Below are 15354 nucleotides of genomic sequence, written 5' to 3' on the forward strand. Positions count from 1 at the left end.
GCTCCGCTTATCCACACCATTAGGGATAAACAGGTCATTCTCGACAATGATTTAGCAACGCTCTATCAGGTAGAAACAAAAGGGTTAAACAGGGTTGTAAAGAGAAACAAGAACCGCTTTCCCGAAACTTTTTGCTTTCAGCTTACCGAACAGGAAGCAAAATCTTTGAAGTACCAATTTGGTACTTCAAACGTTGGACGGGGCGGTCGGCGTACTTTACCCTTTGCATTTTGTGAGCAAGGGGTGGCAATGATGTCCGCATTATTGCGTAGCGATGTAGCTGTAAAAGTCAGCATTGAGATTATGAATGCCTTTGTAGAAATGCGAAAAATGCTCATTAGCAACGCTTCGCTGTTTCATCGTTTGGACAATATAGAACTGAAACAATTACAAGCCGACCAAAAATTTGAGGAAATATTTAAGGCTCTTGAAAGCGACAAGCTCCACGCCGAAAAAGGCATTTTCTACAATGGGCAGGTATTTGATGCCTATACCTTTGTTTCCGATATTATCCGAAGTGCCAAAAGCTCCATTATCCTGCTGGATAATTATGTGGACGATACGGTGCTGACCTTATTGGGAAAACGCAATACCAATGTAACCGCTACTATCTACACCAAAAGCATCAGCAATCAGCTACGGTTGGATTTACAACGTTACAACAGTCAATATCCACCTATTGAAGTGGAGATTTTCTCCGATGCACACGACCGATTTTTGATTATTGACGGTACAGAACTGTACCATATTGGAGCATCGCTCAAAGACCTGGGCAAAAAATGGTTTGCCTTTTCTCGAATGGATATTGAAGTTGGCAGAATGCTTCAAATATTGAAGAATATATAAACAAATCCCTGTCAGAACAGGGATTTTAACTTCTTCTTGTCCAACTTAAATTGGCTGTAATTAACTCAACTATTAAAGTTTCCAATATTTCATTTACCCACTCCAATTCAAAAATTAAATTGTTTTTAGCAAACCTAAAAGTTAAATCTTGCTTTTCTGCGTGGAATATCTTATTCCGTAAATAGTAGCAGTATTTGATGCAGATAAAAACAACGATTTCCAAATCTGTATTCGTTACAGGATTTTTAACCCTATCTTCTAAATATCCTTTAACCTTTTTAAAGATTATTTCGTTGTCTGTTGAAGACTTATTATTGTGATAGAGGTCTTTGATATAGTCAAACTTGTTAAACTTACTTTCAATCTTATCCAGATTGAAGATACTTTTTAAATCGGCTTCAAAATAGCTGATGTTGTCAAGTAGGTTTTTACTAATGATTTTATTTTGATACCTAAAGACAAAAGCAATAAAAGCAACTATCTTTTCTTTAGTGTCATAATCATTACTCAATAGCTCATAAAAACGAACTTTCTCCCGAAGCTCTTTTGCCGTAATACTTTTTGCTCTACGTTTTGATTTTGAAAACAACGTAGGGTTTGAAAGTATAAAACTTCTCATTAATCGGTGGCACTCATTTTCGTTTGCACCATTTCCAAAATAGTAATAGATTGAATTAAAGGATTTCCATAATTTTTCAAATCGTTCACTTTCTTGATTGGTAATTTTAGATTTCAAAAGGTAGGTTAAAGCATATTGGATTGCTTTGGATTTGTCATCGACTTTAAAAATGTCGGTAATATCCAATGTTGAAATATCAATACCTTTAAATTTATCGCTTAATATTTGCTCAATACTAATTTTTGTAGTTGGTAAGAAAAATATCGTTTCTTCTCCTGTTTGCTTTATTCGGTTAATAGCAATATTCTTTATAGGAACAAAGCGGTTTAATTTGATATAATAATAAATCAGAGATTTTATAATCTGGTCGTGAATAGAACTGCTTTCTGAAAAGATGATATTTATAAGATTGATTTTTGCAATTCTATTACACTTTATTGTTAGTGTATTATCCTCAATCACTAACTCATCATTTGTGCCTGAACTTCCGTTATACTCCATTCCAAAAATTTCCCGAGAAATTGAAATGTCAAGAGCATCAAAACTTATATTGACCGAATAATTGTGCTTTATTTTTTTCTTTGCGAATGTGTTAATAGAGCTTGTAATAAAGTCATCAAATTTTGACTTCTTTTCATAGTTGTAAATATCATAAACATAAGGATATAAGTCTTTAAACTTAATCTTGAAATCTGTCAATGTATAAGGGTCGCCATTAAATGAATTGTGTAAAATCATAAGTTTATCATTTATGGTTTTAACGGGCTTACCTTTCTTTTTTTTGGTTAATCTAACATCTTCGCCAAAATTTTGCAATGCTCTAAAGGCTTGCTCTTTAACATCGAATATTTTATCCGTTTTCATCAAACGATACAGTTCCTTTTTGCTTTCATAGCATTTGTATTGTGAAAGGAAGTCTATTGCTTTCAATCTATTTCGGTAGTCTGAAATATCATTTGCGAGAACTACATATTCTCTGATATTACTCGGTGCTTTATTCTCATAATCTTTCTTAGCCATCTTTTCTCAAACAGTTTAATTGTCAAATTTAATTAAAAGCCATTTATGTTAGGTGGTTTTAAGTATTAGAGTTACGCCAAATCCTACCTCTCAACGCCAAACCCTGCCACATCTTCAAAGGCATATCTGTACCGCTATAATTTTAGGCTTTCAGTAAAATTCTAAACAAAATTATAGTATGAGTACACAGCAAAAAGACTTGTCGTATTTCAGATTACGACTGCAAGAACTTTTAAACAGTAGCTTCCCCGAAAAGGCACACGACCAAAAATTTATTGACCAGCGTTCTTCGTGGGCTTCCAATGCCTATGAGGGTGCTTTTCGTTCAGGAAACCCGATTGAGCAATGCAACGAGATTGCCAACTACATACTCTTTGAGGGTTTGCACTTCTCCAAATTTGACACGGTTTTCCAAGTGGTATGCAATGAGTTTGATACCCTGATGGCAGACGAGGAACTGCGACCGTTCGCCCTTAAAATGCTCCCTGTTTGCGAACCTGTTTTTGCCCGATATGAACTAACCGATGATTTCGCATACGGTTATGAGTTTGATTTGCTCTACACCGAAATAACCGGAATAATCGCCATTTGGATAGAGGAAAATGGGCTTCAGTAAAAAGCAACACCTCCAACAGAATATTGATGCGTTACGGATTGCTTTTACATTGGAAAAGGAGAAACGGCAAGCCACCGTAGGCGAAAGACTGTCATTGATGCGTTACAGCGGATTTGGCGGTCTTAAATTCGTTCTCAACCCCATATCGGACGATATAGACATCAACCATTGGCGGAAAAACGACCACGACCTTTTCCCCATTACCCAGGAACTCCACCAATTATTAAAGGAAAATTCTACGGACGATAAGCAATACCGTAGGTACGTGGATAGTATGAAAAGCTCGGTACTGACCTCTTTTTATACGCCACCGCAGGTCATTGATGCAATTTCCGAAACCTTGCGTGAAAGCGGTGTAAATATTCAGAAATTCCTTGAGCCCTCCGCAGGTATCGGCTCATTTATACAATCCTTTTCCGACAACCAACAACCCAAAGTTACTGCCTATGAAAAGGATTTGCTGACAGGCAAAGTTTTAAAGCACCTTTATCCCGAAAGCAATATCCGTGTAAGCGGTTTTGAAGAAATTCCCGAAAAGGAACAAAACAGCTATGATGTAATTGCAAGCAACATTCCCTTTGGCGATACTTCTGTATTCGATTTGTCCTTTTCCCGAAGCAAGGACAATGCAAAAGTACAGGCTTCCCGAAGCATTCATAATTACTTCTTTCTGAAAGGAAACGATATGCTCCGTGAGGGCGGTTTGCAGGCGTTTATTACTTCGCAAGGCGTTCTGAACAGCCCGAAGAATGAGCCGATACGCAGGGCATTAATGGAGAACAACAATTTGGTTTCGGTTGTCCGACTGCCTAATGACCTCTTTACGGAATATGCAGGTACGGAGGTCGGAAGTGATTTGATAATCCTGCAAAAGAATACGGCAAAACAAGGTTTGACCGAAACGGAAGAACTGTTTTGCCAAAGCAAAATGACCAAACACAATACGCCAAGCAATGCTTTTTTTCGCAATGGTACGAGGGTCATACATACCGACCGAAAAATTGACACCGACCTATACGGAAAACCTGCAATTATCTATACCCACAAAGACGGTGTTGCCGGAATTGCCAAAGATTTGAAGCAAATGCTTTCTGAAGATTTTGGAAAGCTCCTGAATTTGGATTTATACAAAGGCGAACACAACGATGAACCTGTTATCCAAATTCCTATTGAGCCAAAGGTAACACCTCCGGTTGTTGAGCCTGTTATAATTCAACAAAAGTCACAACCTGCACCAACTCCGGTAATTCATCGGGAGGAAAGCCCGCAGGAACTGAAACAGTTGAGCATTTTTGACCTGTTTGAAAATGCTAACGAGCCTGTAATGGTGGTAGCTCCGCCCAAAAGAACTACACAAACCAAAAGACAAACCGCAAAGAAAAGTCGAGGTGTAATAAATCGTCAAACAAACCTGTTCGGCGGTGCGATGCAACAGCCTTATACTCCGCCAAAACTTAACGGAACTACGAACGGAACAACTCAAATAAATGGCAAAAAACAGGAAGCAATCGGAGATTTGTTTTCACAGGCAAACGGGAATGGCCAAGCGGACACGCCAGCCATTCCCAACATTACCATTAACACCATTCCCGAGCCTGCTCCGTACAGTGGCGAACTGCAATCCTTCCACCGAAACGACTGCCTTGTGGTGGATAACGGTTGGGTCGGTCATCTGCAAGACGTAGATACCGCAGACGGTACGGCTGTTTTCCACCCTTTGCAACTGCCGTCCTTACAAAAAGCAAGAGCCGAAGCGTATATCGGGGTGCGTGATGTTTACCAACAGCTTTATATCAAAGAAGCGGAACAGCAAACCGAACACAAAGAAGAAAGGGAAACCCTTAACCGCCTTTACGATGCTTTTATAAAAAGGTACGGAAACCTCAACGATGCTAAAAATATCGAACTCATCAAAACGGACAGTGCAGGTAAGGAAATGCCCTATTTGGAGCGTGTTGTTGGCGGTGTAATCCATAAGGCAGATATATTCAACCGTCCTGTAACTTTTTCTACTGCAACCATAGCAACTGACAATCCCGAAGAAGCCTTATCGGCTTCGCTGAATAAATACGGAAATGTGGATTTGGACTTTATGTCCGAAATCAGCGGTATGCCTGCCGATGCTTTAAAAGAAGTCTTACACGGTCGTATCTACTACAACCCATTAGAAAAGGAATATGAAATATCCGAACGCTGGATTACGGGTAACGTAGTGGAGAAAGCCAATGAAGTAAGAGCCTATCTCGAAAGCAACCCCGATGATACAGAAGCCAAAGAAAGCCTTACCGTTTTGGAAGAAGCAAGACCAAGACGTATCGAATTTGAGGAACTCGATTTTAATCTCGGCGAGCGTTGGATACCGACAGGCATTTACGCCCGATTTGCTTCGTACTTGTTCGAGGCAGAAGTCAATATCCATTATGCTGATAGTGCCGATGATTTTTCCGTTACCTGCAAACAGAAGAACGTACACATTTGGGACAAGTATGCGGTCAAAGCCCAAAGCCGGACGTATGACGGAATTGCCCTGCTCAAACACGCCCTTGTCAATACCACACCCGATATTTCTAAAACAATAAAGGTCGATGACAAAGATGTCAAGATACGCGATATGGAAGCTATCCAGATGGCGAATACCAAGATTGACGAAATCCGCACTGCTTTTACCGATTGGCTTCACGCCCAGAATGATGAGTTCAAAACAAGACTGACCGACCAATACAACGACACCTTTAACTGTTTTGTCCGACCGGACTATGACGGCTCACATCAGGAGTTTCCGGGATTAGACCGCAAGGGATTAGGCATTGAAGACTTGTATTCGAGCCAAAAAGATGCCGTTTGGATGATAAAGCTCAACAACGGTGCTATCTGCGACCACGAAGTAGGTGCAGGAAAGACCTTGATAATGTGTACCGGAGCACAGGAAATGAAGCGTTTGGGAATGGCTCACAAACCGATGATTATAGGCTTGAAAGCCAATATTCCCGAAATAGCCGAAGCCTACCGCAAAGCCTATCCCCACGCCAAAATCCTCTATCCGGGCGTTGATGATTTTACGCCCGAAAAGAGATTAAGAATTTTTGGCGACATTAAAAACAACGAGTGGGACTGTGTGATATTGACACACGACCAATTCGGAATGATACCCCAATCGCCCGAAATACAAAAGGAAATTCTCCAAGACGAATTGGATACAGTGGAGGAAAACCTTGACGTGATGCGAAGTCAAGGCGATGAAATAACACAATGGATGCTAAAGGGAGCGGAAAAACAAAAGGAAAACCTCGAAGTAAAGCTCAAAACCCTGCAACACGATATTGAAAACCGCAAAGATGATATTGTGGATTTCAAGATGATGGGCATAGACCATTTGTTTGTGGACGAAAGCCATCAGTTCAAAAACCTGATGTTCAACACAAGGCATTCAAGGGTTGCCGGATTGGGCAATCAACAGGGAAGCCAAAAGGCACTGAACCTACTTTTTGCTATCCGTACCATACAGGAGCGTACCCAAGCGGATATGGGTGCGACCTTTCTTTCGGGAACAACTATCAGCAATTCGCTAACAGAACTGTACCTGCTCTTTAAATATCTGCGACCACGAGCATTGGCAAAACAGGGTATCAACTCTTTTGATGCGTGGGCGGCGATTTATGCCAAGAAAACGACTGATTATGAGTTTTCGGTGGCTAACAACATCGTGGCAAAAGAGCGTTTCCGCTACTTTATCAAAGTGCCGGAATTGGCTCAATTCTATTCCGAAATAACGGATTACCGCACTGCGGAAATGATAGGCATTGACCGCCCCGAAAAGAACGAGATATTCTATAACATACCGCCAACTCCAGACCAGGAAGAATTTATCCAAAAGCTGATGAAGTTTGCCGAAACAGGCAAAGGCGAATTATTGGGTAGAGCACCCTTATCGCAATCGGAAGAGAAAGCAAAAATGCTCATCGCTACGGATTATGCCCGTAAGATGTCGCTTGATATGCGTATGGTAAGTGATATTTACGATGACCATCCCGACAACAAGGCTTCGCATTGTGCCAATAATATCGCCAAGTATTACAATAAGTTCAACGCACAAAAAGGTACGCAATTCGTGTTCTCGGATTTGGGAACATACAAGCCCAACGAATGGAATGTATATGCTGAAATCAAACGCAAACTCGTAGAAGACCACCGCATACCTGCACACGAAATCCGATTTATACAGGAGGCGAAGAACGACAAGCAACGCAAGGCATTGATTAAGGGAATGAACGACGGTACAATCCGTGTGCTGTTCGGTTCTACGAGTATGTTAGGTACAGGTGTTAATGCACAAAAAAGAGCCGTTGCCATACACCATTTGGATACGCCGTGGCGACCGTCCGACCTTGCCCAAAGGGACGGTCGGGCTATCCGAAAAGGAAATGAAATCGCTAAACATTTTAACAACAACAAAGTGGATGTAATTATTTATGCAGTTGAAAAATCGCTGGACAGTTATAAGTTTAATCTGCTGTACAACAAACAGCTATTTATAGACCAATTGAAATCCAACAATCTCGGCAAACGGACGATTGACGAGGGCAGTATGGACGAAAAATCAGGAATGAATTTCTCGGAATATGTGGCTATCCTTATGGGCAATACTGACCTGCTGGACAAAGCTAAAATTGAAAAACAGATTGCCGGATTGGAGAGCGAACGACAAGCGTTCAACCGTTCCAAGTACAGTGCTAAATACAAATTGGAAGACTATACAGCAGAACTGGATAAAGCCCAATCACGCTACGACCGTATGAGCCTTGATTGGAATAACCTGCAAGGACGTATCCAAAAACGTTCTGACGGTACTATTGCTAATCCTGTTCAGTTGGAAGGCTTATCGCCCAATGCGGACATCAAACAAATCGGTGCAAAGCTCAATCAGCTTGCCGACAAATCCCGTACAGGTGGGGATTATGAAGAAATCGGTAGTTTGTACGGTTTTCAACTTTTGGTCAAAACAGAAATGTCTCAAAAAGAGGGTATGGATATTCGGGTAAACCGATTTTTGATACAGGGCGAGGGCAATATCAAATATACTTACAACAACGGTATCATTGCCAAAGATGAGAAATTGGCATCTATGAATTTCCTCAACGCATTGGAAAAGATACCTAACTATATCGAACAGGAACAAAAGAAAATAGCCGAAATACAAAAGGATTTACCTGTTCTTCAGGAAGTGCTTAACGGTACGTGGAGCAAGGAAAGCCGGTTGAGCGAACTTAAAACGGAATTGGCTTCCGTTGAACGGAAAATACAGCTATCTATCACGCCCGAAACGAAAGAAGCACCCGAAGGACAAGCTGAAAAGCAAACCGAAAAAGAAACTCCAAAGGTTTCGGAAAGTATAGTACGAACAAAAGGTATTCATTTGCCAAGAGGTGTGTTGTAAAGGCTTTAGCCGCTATTCCTCTTGCTCGTCCATTTTCCTAATCAGTGCATCACGCAGGCTGTCAAGGAATTTGGTACGGTTTATTTTGCGGGCTTTCAGTTCCATAAACGTATGGTAAAAGTCGCCCAAATCAATATTGAACATCTTTTCAAATACTTTGGCAATCACTTTGATGTCGGCATTGCCATTGTCAAATACGCCTTGTGCATACAGGGCGTAAATCAGTTCGGTTAGTGCTGTTTTGCTTCCCGTCCAACTCAACGGGGAATTTTCAGATTTCCTCTTTTTGTTGGTGCTATTCAATTGGTCTTCGAGATAGACCTGTATCAAATCGTTGGCAATTATTTTAGCCACTTTGTAATCGTGGGAAGTCGAAAAACTATGGTCGGTTTCAAAATAATAGGTATCTAAGCTCAACTTTATATCGTACTTGCCCCTGACAAAATATTTCTCATCAAGATAGGTGCTGTTGGTTCTGTAATACTTATAAAATTCGAGGTTGTTATCAAAGTACCTTTTCAGTTTTGCCAATTCATTATCTATATAGTTCTTTATGGTTTTCCCGTTGCCATAGGGCTTTTTGGCTTCTATTTTATAAATGGCATTGTAATAAATCAGCTTTGCGAGAACGACGGGTTTTAGCCTTTTGAAGAAATGGATTTCTTCTTCGATATTTTTAAACCCACGCTCTAATACAAATTGTTTTAGCTTAGCTAAGCACGCTATCAGAAGACCGACAATTTCTTGGGACAATAGAATTGGGTTATCTAACTCTATTGTCAGCTCTTGGATTTTTTCTTCCAGTTTCTGTACATATTCGTTGTAGTATTTTTCCATAGCCTTTAGTTTTACGTTAAACTCACTATGAGTAAAAGCTCTATATCGTTTTTACCATACGGCACAATTTGTAAAGGTTTATTGTTCTGAAAAATTGGTGTCTGAACAGTAACTACTATCGTTCAAATAGGTAATCAGGGCTTGTACTGCGGTGGTTTCCAAATGTGTCCTGTTGCCACCGTATTTGTTCGATACACTTTGTTCTGTGATGTAGGCAACCCGATATACTTTTTCCTTTTTCAAATGCTCGCCCTGATGGTAGATTTCCTCTATGCGGTAGCCATACGGGTTTTCAATATGGAATTTGATTTGCAAGCCTAAATACCGCTTACAATAACCTCCCATTTGCTGCATAGGATTGGCTGAAAAAGTACGCTCAAAGTTTTCTTCAAGCATATCCATTATCTCCTGACCTGTCATATCCACTACGGAAATAGCGGGGTTCATCGGAACCATATTGTACAAATCCCACACGGTAATATCTCCCTTATCAACAGGCGCACCGTACCGCCACCCGTTCGAGAATGCTATGTTCACGCCTGCCGCCTTAGCGATGGCTTTCAACAGCAGGTTATCCATTGATGATGAGAAGACCGAATAGCGGTGCAGGATAGTGTCTGTTTTTCCGACAACCTGCTTTTGCAGGCTCCTGTACGAGGCCATAATGTCGTTTATCATCCGCTCCACAGTCTTATCGCCGACAATATGCTCATCAACTTCTATAAGCTCATATTCGTGGCGGGCAATGTTATTGTCTGAAATGGAAAGTTTCAGATGCCCGACAAAAGAGCCGTGGCAACCGCACTGTATCATTATCGTATCATTTACCTTTACGGTTTCATAGAGCCTGTTGTGGGTATGCGCACTTAGGCATACATCAATCCCTTTCGTGTGTTTGAGCAATTCAATATCCTGCGGATAGCCGTTGTGCGAAAGCAGAATGACAAGATTTGCTCCCAATTCTTTTACCTCCTTTACATAGCCCTCTATTTCGACCATTCCGTCGGTTACATAAATGCCCTTTTTAAATTCGGAGGGCATCGTCTTATCAATAATGTTGGAACAAATACCGATTACGGCAATTTTATGATTATCTACTTCGACAAAGGAATACGGCTTCAGCAATAGCGTACCGTCGTCCTTATAAACATTAATACCCAATACAGGATAGTCAAGATGTTTGTCTAAGTTTAAAAGATGTTCGGGCTTATAGGCAAAATCCCAATGTCCCACCATTGCGCTAAAACCAAGTTCTTTTAAAACAGGGATTAACGCTTCGCCTCTGGAAGCTACCACGGGCAGGGTTCCGTGAAAGGTGTCGCCGCCATCAAAAAATAAGGCGTGTTCATTTTTACTTTTTATCTTCCCGAAAATGGAAGCAATCTTTGCATATCCTCCCGCTGTTTTGATGTATTCTCCGTCCTTGCCGTAAAACAATTCAGGGTGCGGTTCGAGATAACCGTGTACGTCATTTATAAATCCTATTGATAATTCCATAATATTGAATTTTACGTTTGAAACATTTTTTGTTTTTGATTAAGGATGGACAACCGCCCAACCCTCGTACTGCCTTAATATGATTTCTCCGTTACCGCTCGGAACGTAGTTCACAAAGTCAAACAATTCGTTCTTTTCAATTTTTCGTTCTTCCATTGTTTTTGAACATTGGGCGAATACTACGCCTTTATCTTTCAGGGCATTCAGTAGCTCCTGATAGCTGTTCGCTTTCTTGTACATTTCAACCCCATCAGAAAATGCAAGGACTTCAATATGCAGTTTGCCTTTCAGCCGTGGGTCACTCAATACATTATTGATATTGCGAAGTATGCCCTTTATTTTTTTATCTTCCGCTTCGTTCAGTATGTAAAGAGCGTTGTAATGTTTTTTGTATGCTTTTGCAGGCTCAAAAACGGTATTTGTTTTTTGTTGTGCAAAAACGCTAATGGACGTAAAACACAATACGGCTATTAGCAAGGCTTGTAGTTTTTTCATTTTATTTTTTTATTGTTCATTTATCAATTCTTCTATCTGCTTCACAAATTTGGCTGATGCGTAATTGGCAAATCCGGTATGATGCAATCTGATTTTCCCGTTCTTATCCAATACAATGGTGGTGGGCAATGAACCGGAGAATACTTCTGCCGGAACATTCCCGTTGGACTGATACATTGGTATTGAAAACTTTTCTTTATCGAGATATGCTTTTCCCATAGCGGGGTCGTTATCCTCGTTAATCGTTAGAAAGAAAATATCGGGGTTGTCTTTGAATTGGGTATAAAGCGTTTCAATAGAGGGAAATTCAGCCCTGCAAGGCGGACACCACGAAGCCCAAAAATTGATAAACACCACCTTACCCCGTAATGATGCGGTACTTTGAACATTCCCTTTTTCATCTTTAAAATCAAAATCATTGGCAGATGATGTATCAGCACTTTTTCCGTCCATACTTGCGTTAAAAAGCCCTGTTGCCATTAACTGCCGAAGCACAAATGATTTTGCATCGGGGCTGACAAACATTACGCCGACAAAAACGACCATTAGTATAGTAAAGCCGTTTTTCCTGATGTATTGCCATAACTTATTCGCAGGCGGTTTCTTTGTTGGCACTTCTTTATTGTTCAGCATAATTCCCGTTTTTATCTGTTAATTGCTTTCCACCAATTCATTCAGGGCTTTGATGATTTCGGGGCTTGTATAATCCCTGCCACCCTCTATACGGGCTATCATATCTCCACTTTTGTCCAATATGACCGTAGTAGGAATTGAACTGCCCAAATAGTCGGACGGAATTTCACTCGCAGGAACATACACAGGCAAATCATATTTTTTATCTTCCATAAAGGCTGTGGATTTTTCTATGTTATTATCCACGTCCACCATTAAAAACACGATATTGTTATTGCCTTTGTACTTTTCTTTTAGTGCGTTAATGGTAGGCATTTCCTGAATGCAGGGTGGACACCACGTTGCCCAAAAATTGATAAATACTACCTTACCTTTTAATGAGCTTAACGATACGGTTTTCCCGTCTTTGTCCGTAAAGGAAATACCCGCAGTGGTTGAAACCAGAGCTTCTACTGTAGGAGTATTCCCGCTCTCTACCTTGTTTTCTTTGTTCTTATCCGTATTTCCACAAGCTGCCAACGAAATGGCTGTGATGATGAAAAGACCGGAACGAACCACTAAATTTTTAAATTGCGTTTTCATACTAACTAATTTTTACTGTTTCTAATTCTATTAATTTTTATTCTTGTATCGGTCTATTACAGATTTCAAAAAGCTGTAATAGCTTTTTGGGTCATAATCGGCTCCGATAGGTGTTATCAATATTTCTTCATTGGACGGGTCTAAAAGCACATAGTAGGGCTGTGAATTGGAATTGTATTTGCTCGCTTGAAAATCGCTCCATTTGTTGCCAATGGTACTGACTTTCTTTCCGCTGAATGATGATAGATACTGTTCTTCAGTCGGTAAGGCGGTCTTATCATCTACATAAAGCTGTATAATGACAAGTTCCTCGTTCAATAACCTATAAACGTCCTTGTCCGTCCATACAGAAGCCTCCATTTTACGGCAATTCACGCAGGCGTGTCCTGTAAAATCAAGCATCACGGGTTTACCTACTTTTTTCGCATATTCCATACCCTCGTCATAGTCAAAAAACACATTGAGATTTAGCGGAGCGTGGAATATCTCTGAATATTTACGGGTTGTGCCGTCATTTGTATTGCTTGCCTGTATTCCTCCAAACGAGGACGTGTACAGGTCAAAATCCTGTGTTGATTGTGGCGGTAAAAATGCGGAAATGGATTTTAAAGGTGCTCCCCACAGTCCGGGAAGCATATACAGGGTAAAGGATAGTACAATCATTGACAGCACCATTCTCGGCAGGCTGATGTTTACCGCAGGGCTGTCGCCCGGAAACCGGAGTTTGCCCAATAAGTAAAAGCCCAAATAGCCAAAAATGATAATCCAAAGTGCTAAAAAGACTTCCCTGTCAAACCAATTCCAATGATAAGCAAGGTCAACATTGCTCAGAAACTTCAAGGCAAGTGCTAACTCCAAAAATCCGAGTGTGATTTTTACGCTGTTTAGCCAACCTCCCGAAGACGGCAGACTTTTTAAAAGGCTTGGGAACATTGCAAAAAGGGTAAACGGTATTGCCAATGCCAATGCAAAGCCGAGCATTCCGATGGCGGGACCTAAAAGCTCGCCCATTGTAGCCGCCTGTACCAGCAAGGTTCCGATAATCGGACCTGTGCAGGAAAAGGACACAACGGCTAATGTTGCCGCCATAAAGAAAAGCCCCAACAAACCGCCACGGTCTGCCTTACGGTCTAACTTGTTCGCCAGCGAAGCCGGCAACGAAAGCTCGAACGCACCGAAAAAGGAAAAGGCAAAAACCACTAAAAGAGCGAAGAAAGCGAAATTAAAAATCCCGTTTGTGGATAGGCTGTTGAGTGCATCTGCACCGAAGATTACTGTAATGAGAATACCCAATAGAACGTAAATGAGTATAATAGACAACCCGTATATCATTGCCTGCATTACCGCCCTGCGTTTGGTATGCCCGCTTTTGGTAAAGAAACTTACCGTTAAGGGCAGCATCGGGAAAATGCAGGGCATCAGCAATGCCGCAAAGCCGCCAATAAAACCCGCAATAAAGATTGCCCATAAGGAACCTTTATCCGTTTCGGTTTCATCAGCTATCATCGAATGGGCCACTTCTGGTGTTGCTTTGTCGGTGGATTGGACAATATCGTCCTCCTGCTCAACGGGCTGTTCTTCGGCAATATCCGTAAATTCCACATCATCAAACGAAATGAGACTGTCGGTCTGTGCGTTCGCAGTAATAGCCATCAAACCACTGATGAATAGTACCGTTAATATTTTCACTATTAATCTCATAGTATATCCTTTATTTTACAGGAATGCTGAACGCCACTTCTTCAGGCGGTAAGCATTGCTTGTCGTTACAAACCATATAGGTAAGCGTACCTTTTACCGTAGGCGAATTGCCTGTTAATTTTACCTTTTGCTGAAACACTACTGATTTTTCATAATAGCCTACCTCCATATCGAAAGTCGGGTCGTGTTTGACAATAGGTTTAGCCGCCTGAACCTTTCCGTTCAATTGGTAGGCTTTCGACGAAAGGAAAGAAAAACTTGTCGGCTGCGGACCATTTTTCGGAACCGTTTGTGAATAGATATGCCAGCCGTTGTCTATCGTTGCCTTTAACAGCAGCACCGCTTCTTTATCGTTGATACGTTTTGAAGCATACGACCATTTTACAGGCTTTAGTATTTGTCCGAATGATGCGGCACTTATGAATAAGAATGCCACAAAAAATATTATCCTTTTCATTGTATTATCTTTTAAGTGTTGCTAATTATTTTTATTAATTGTTGCTACCTGTTTTTCGTTTAACAGTTTCGTCATCAGGTCGATGACTTCCTTTGACGAATAGTCTGCGCCGCCCACCTGCCTGCCGATGATGTTGTTTTGCTTATCTACGATAATGGTAGTGGGGATAGAGCCAGTGAATAGCTCACGGGGTATCTCGCCGTCGGGAACGTGTACAGGCAGGTCAAATTTTTTCTTTTTCATCCACTCTTTTGACTTTTCTATTTTCCCGTCCACATCAACCATCAGGAATACCAAATCTTTATTGTCCTTAAAGGTCTTCCGCAGTTCGTTAATAGAGGGCATTTCGTGAATGCAAGGCGGACACCACGTTGCCCATAGATTGATAAAGACAACTTTACCTTTTAACGAGTGTAACGAAATGGTTTTGCCGTTTTCGTCCTTAAACTTTAAATCAGGCGTTTGCTGCGTATTAGACACTAACGGCTTTTCGCCATTAGTGCCTTGTTTTGCGGTCATACTACCGTCAATGGCATTGCCATTGATTGCTGCGTATGCCCATCCCGTAATCGCTATTAGCGGGAGCAGGGCTATTTTTTTAATGTTCATTTTCATAA

General features: G+C 41.0%; 12 protein-coding genes. 3 read left to right on the plus strand and 9 right to left on the minus strand.

Features of this window, described 5'->3' with window-relative positions:
• Nucleotides 1-9: 9 nt before the first annotated feature.
• Nucleotides 10-846, plus strand: a complete 837-nt coding sequence (locus BLW20_RS02715; protein WP_091096303.1) for an ORF6N domain-containing protein — start codon at nucleotides 10-12, stop codon at nucleotides 844-846.
• A gap of 25 nt (nucleotides 847-871) precedes the next feature.
• On the opposite strand, the gene BLW20_RS02720 is transcribed toward BLW20_RS02715, so the two are convergent.
• Complete coding sequence (locus BLW20_RS02720) at nucleotides 872-2485, minus strand: hypothetical protein (RefSeq protein ID WP_091096088.1); 1614 nt, start codon at nucleotides 2483-2485, stop codon at nucleotides 872-874.
• A 178-nt stretch (nucleotides 2486-2663) separates the two neighbouring features.
• Between BLW20_RS02720 and BLW20_RS02725 the strand changes: the two genes are divergently transcribed.
• On the plus strand, nucleotides 2664-3101 hold the full coding sequence (locus BLW20_RS02725) for a DUF1896 domain-containing protein (RefSeq protein WP_091096090.1): 438 nt from the start codon (nucleotides 2664-2666) through the stop codon (nucleotides 3099-3101).
• Nucleotides 3088-8535: an N-6 DNA methylase gene (locus BLW20_RS02730; RefSeq protein ID WP_091096092.1), complete on the plus strand. Its 5448-nt coding sequence runs from the start codon at nucleotides 3088-3090 to the stop codon at nucleotides 8533-8535. The genes BLW20_RS02725 and BLW20_RS02730 overlap by 14 nt, the downstream gene beginning before the upstream one ends.
• A 12-nt stretch (nucleotides 8536-8547) precedes the next feature.
• Here BLW20_RS02730 and BLW20_RS02735 read toward each other — a convergent pair whose 3' ends face one another.
• From BLW20_RS02735 to BLW20_RS02770, 8 genes are all read right to left on the minus strand, one after another.
• Nucleotides 8548-9372 carry an RteC domain-containing protein gene (locus BLW20_RS02735; RefSeq protein ID WP_091096094.1) on the minus strand — a complete coding sequence of 275 codons (825 nt, stop codon included), beginning with the start codon at nucleotides 9370-9372 and terminating at the stop codon, nucleotides 8548-8550.
• Between the two features lie 78 nt (nucleotides 9373-9450).
• Complete coding sequence (locus tag BLW20_RS02740; RefSeq protein ID WP_091096096.1) at nucleotides 9451-10869, minus strand: bifunctional metallophosphatase/5'-nucleotidase; 1419 nt, start codon at nucleotides 10867-10869, stop codon at nucleotides 9451-9453.
• Between the two features lie 39 nt (nucleotides 10870-10908).
• Nucleotides 10909-11364: a DsrE family protein gene (locus BLW20_RS02745; RefSeq protein WP_091096098.1), complete on the minus strand. Its 456-nt coding sequence runs from the start codon at nucleotides 11362-11364 to the stop codon at nucleotides 10909-10911.
• A gap of 9 nt (nucleotides 11365-11373) precedes the next feature.
• The gene (locus BLW20_RS02750; protein WP_091096100.1) at nucleotides 11374-11997 is read right to left on the minus strand and encodes a TlpA family protein disulfide reductase; all 624 of its coding nucleotides are present in this window, start codon (nucleotides 11995-11997) and stop codon (nucleotides 11374-11376) included.
• Between the two features lie 18 nt (nucleotides 11998-12015).
• On the minus strand, nucleotides 12016-12579 hold the full coding sequence (locus BLW20_RS02755) for a TlpA family protein disulfide reductase (protein WP_091096103.1): 564 nt from the start codon (nucleotides 12577-12579) through the stop codon (nucleotides 12016-12018).
• Between the two features lie 30 nt (nucleotides 12580-12609).
• Nucleotides 12610-14280: a protein-disulfide reductase DsbD family protein gene (locus tag BLW20_RS02760; protein WP_091096104.1), complete on the minus strand. Its 1671-nt coding sequence runs from the start codon at nucleotides 14278-14280 to the stop codon at nucleotides 12610-12612.
• A 10-nt stretch (nucleotides 14281-14290) separates the two neighbouring features.
• Nucleotides 14291-14737 (minus strand): protein-disulfide reductase DsbD N-terminal domain-containing protein, encoded by a 447-nt coding sequence (locus BLW20_RS02765; RefSeq protein ID WP_091096106.1) that lies wholly within the window; start codon nucleotides 14735-14737, stop codon nucleotides 14291-14293.
• 21 nt (nucleotides 14738-14758) lie between these two features.
• Nucleotides 14759-15352, minus strand: a complete 594-nt coding sequence (locus BLW20_RS02770; RefSeq protein ID WP_143037725.1) for a TlpA family protein disulfide reductase — start codon at nucleotides 15350-15352, stop codon at nucleotides 14759-14761.
• Nucleotides 15353-15354: the final 2 nt, after the last annotated feature.

It is taken from the genome of Paenimyroides marinum, from assembly GCF_900108395.1.
Classification (GTDB): domain Bacteria; phylum Bacteroidota; class Bacteroidia; order Flavobacteriales; family Flavobacteriaceae; genus Flavobacterium; species Flavobacterium marinum.